The following is a 3,298-nucleotide window of genomic DNA, read 5'->3' as shown; positions in this document are numbered from 1 at the left end:
GAAGGCGGTCGATTTCGGAACGCCGTAAAGCGCAAGACCTGACACAACGAACAACTGATACGTTCCGACGAATCCCGGAGCGTTGGGAAGCGTGATTCCGACCGCCAGTATCCCGAGAATACTGAAGGGAGCCGCCCACGGCAGATCCAAGCTGAACGCTCGAAGAACGAACCAAAATCCCGCCACCATGACACCCCACACCCAGACCGATTCAAAGAAAATCCAGCAAAGGCTTTTGAGATCCGGAAGTGAGCGAAGCCCGTCGAGAAAGTTATGCGCGGCATGGACCAATCGATGGGAGATCGTTTCGGGAAGAAGACGGGCGACAAAACGAATCAACGCGACCGCCCGATCCTTGTGCACGACCGCCAGCCAAAGAAAAACCAAAAGTCCGAGAAAAATGCCCAGGCAGGCAATGGCCATCGTCTTAACTCCCATGCCGATCGCCGGCATTTCTCCGAAACCGATCGGGGCGGCGTAAATTCCGACAAATAGGAGGAGCGCCGACATCAGGCCGTCGAACACCCGTTCCACCGCAATCGTGGCCAGGCCCGCCGACAGCGAAATGTTGTGCCGGCGCTTAAGAAGCAACGGCCGCGTCACTTCGCCGAGGCGGAACGGAAGCGCGTGAATGGCGAGGAATCCCACCGCATTGATTCCGAACAGCTCTTTCATCCCCACGCTTCCGATCGGGCGAAGAAGCACGCGCCACCGCCGGACCCGAAAGTAATGGGTGAGACCCAGCATCATGAACATGAGGATCAGCGGTGCAACACGCACATTCCGCATTTCAGATACCACTTCCGACCAATGCGTACCGCGCAGCGCCAGCCAGAGACAAACACCGCCGACGACGATGCTGATCAGGAGCTTCTTTTTCATTCCTCGACCTTGGTCGAACCCTGTTTCGGTTCTCCTAGATCGTCCTCCACCGCTTTGACCAATGCATCTTCCAATAGCAGTCGGCGTCCGACCGGATCTTTCGGTAGGGAGAGCGTTAAGCGAGAAGCCTTATCTCCAAACGGTGTAATTTCCACCATGGCGTCCGGGTCCGTAAACGCCTTATCGCGGTACACGAACTGCAGCACCCCTACATCCTCGAATTCCAGCTTGATCACTTCCTCCTTTTTCGTGCCGCCCGACGCGCAATTCTTCAGCACAAACCGTTTTGCGCTTTGGAAAACACGGGGCGACGGGTAGGGAAGTTCGCGCGCTTTGAATCCGAGATTCGTGTCGCTCGCGTATTGAAGGATCTTCTCCATCATCAACTGCGCCCGCCCGACGTAATCGGCTTCAAGAGTCACGCGCAGCTTAGATTGTCCCTGATCCAACTCGATCACTTCGATCAACGCCGCATCGTCGTGATACTGACCGTCCTGGAATCGAAAACGAAGGATGCCAGAAGAGGCGTCTTCCAGTTTAATCATTTTCTTGGCTCCTCCGGACGGGGAGGAAGGGAGACGGGTGAGAACGTAGCGCTTTGCCACCCGGAAAAGATCGGCTTGGGCCAACTCCGCATCGGACTGCACGGTCGTTGCGGCGGCAGCATCTGCAAGCAAGAGAGTTCCAACGACCGACAAGAGTCCCCGCGCGACGGCGTTTTTCATAGAATCACGGTAGGAATTCGCCTCCGGTGTGTCAAGCGAAGGAAACAAGGGTATCATCCGGTGCCGCCATGATGGTCGTCGAATGCGATCAGTGTCACTCGCGTTTCCGAATGGATCCGAACAAGATCGGGCCGGGTGGCGCGCGCGTTCGGTGCGCGAAGTGCGAGCATATCTTCGTCGTAAAGCTCGAAGGATCCCCGAAGGAAAAAGAGAGCGATGCGAAATCGGAGTCCGAGCCCGTGCCCCGCGCACCTTCCGGATCGGGGAACGCGGCTTCCCCGGCCCCTTCGCCGCCCAAAATTCCGCCCGGGCGCACGTTCGCGCCGATTGCACGACATTACCACCCGTGGAACCAGCGGCTTATTCAGGTCGCGATCGTGGCGTCGGTCGCCCTGTCCGGAATTCTTCTAGGACTCACCGCCATGGGATCCAGACCGACGCCGCATAACCTGAAGCTTCTTTTCCAATACGGCCGTTACCGATGGCAACCGGGCCCCAACCTCCTCCGGAATGTGGGAACGGTGGAACCAAAGGACGATTCCCGGCAGATCTTCCGTGTGGAAGGCGAACTGTTCAATTACTCCGACAATCAGATTCCCGAACCTTCTCTTCTACTGGAGGTTTTCTCGGTCAACGGCGAATTCCTTGGGAGGACGGCAGCCCCCTGTTGCTCGAAGGATATTGCACCGTACACCAAGACTCTATTCACGTTGGAAGCCGATCTCCCGAACGCATCGATCGGCAACTACAATGTGACGATTCAGGGCGAGCGTGGGCCGGTCAAATAGCATCTCCCCGGTTGCGGGCCACGACCAGATCTGGATTTCACGGCTCTCGGAATGGACGAAGGGGATTAAAGAACCTCGTCAACGACTGGCCAAATTAATCCGGATGTTCCAAGAGCTGACGCCGGACGAAATCAGCGGGATCATTCAATTGATTTTCCAGAAGGCCACCGATCGAAGGAGCCCGTTGCGGCGCCTTCATTTGGATCTTGTCACGCATCGGTCGATCCTCCGGGAACTCGGCTATGAAACCGTTTCAGCGCTGTATGAACATGCCAGCCGAGAGGGCTGGAATGAAGTTCGAGCATTCCTGCGGTCGGACCGCGGATCCAAGGCTGAGGCGGAGGAGATTCCGGAGGGCTATTCCGTGAAGCTGGCGGCTCTGACGGTGGGAGAAAAGAAACAGTTATCCAAAGGAAATCAACGGCGGATGCTCGAACTCCTTTTGTTCGAAAGTCATCCGCTCGTGATTCGGGACCTGCTTCGAAATCCGCGGATATCGGAACGCGACGTCGTCCGAATCGCCGCGCGTCATCAGGCACCCGCACCGGTTTTGGAGGAAATTCTCTCGTCGGATCGTTGGATGGCTCAGTACAGCGTGAAGAAAGCACTGGTGTTCAATCCCAACACGCCCTTGCCGGCGGCTCTCGGCCTCGCTCAACACTTGCGCGACAACGATCTTCGGATTTTGCTCTCGGGAGGAACACCCCGCCCAGAACTGATCGCATACGCCCGCAAGCGAACGAGAGCGACTGACTAACGAATTAGAACCGGTCTCATAAATGGATTCGTCGCGAGACCGAGCGAAAAGCCCGTGATCGAGGCCGCAGGGTCAAAATGCCCGGAAGCGTACTTGAATAGGTACGTTGAGGACATTTTGACCCGAGAACAAAGAGCACGGGCTTT

4 protein-coding genes are annotated in these 3,298 nt (G+C 56.8%); 2 read left to right on the top strand and 2 right to left on the bottom strand.

What is annotated here, in order from left to right; all coding sequences use genetic code 11:
* Together VI895_00050 and VI895_00045 are read right to left on the bottom strand one after the other, a co-directional pair.
* A partial coding sequence (locus tag VI895_00050) for a lysylphosphatidylglycerol synthase transmembrane domain-containing protein (protein HLG18188.1) occupies positions 1-882 on the bottom strand: 882 nt, incomplete at its 3' end.
* The gene (locus tag VI895_00045; GenBank protein HLG18187.1) at positions 879-1,607 is read right to left on the bottom strand and encodes a hypothetical protein; all 729 of its coding nucleotides are present in this window, start codon (positions 1,605-1,607) and stop codon (positions 879-881) included. The genes VI895_00050 and VI895_00045, both read right to left, overlap by 4 nt.
* A gap of 68 nt (positions 1,608-1,675) precedes the next feature.
* On the opposite strand from VI895_00045, the gene VI895_00040 reads away from it, so the two are divergent.
* Together VI895_00040 and VI895_00035 are read left to right on the top strand one after the other, a co-directional pair.
* On the top strand, positions 1,676-2,395 hold the full coding sequence (locus VI895_00040) for a zinc-ribbon domain-containing protein (protein HLG18186.1): 720 nt from the start codon (positions 1,676-1,678) through the stop codon (positions 2,393-2,395).
* Complete coding sequence (locus VI895_00035) at positions 2,379-3,152, top strand: hypothetical protein (protein ID HLG18185.1); 774 nt, start codon at positions 2,379-2,381, stop codon at positions 3,150-3,152. The genes VI895_00040 and VI895_00035 overlap by 17 nt, the downstream gene beginning before the upstream one ends.
* The last annotated feature ends 146 nt before the right edge of the window (positions 3,153-3,298 follow it).

This window comes from Bdellovibrionota bacterium (genome assembly GCA_035292885.1).
GTDB lineage: Bacteria > Bdellovibrionota_G > JALEGL01 > JALEGL01 > DATDPG01 > DATDPG01.
The sequence above is the reverse complement of the archived record's forward strand: the minus strand, read 5'-3'. Positions and strand labels throughout refer to the sequence as shown.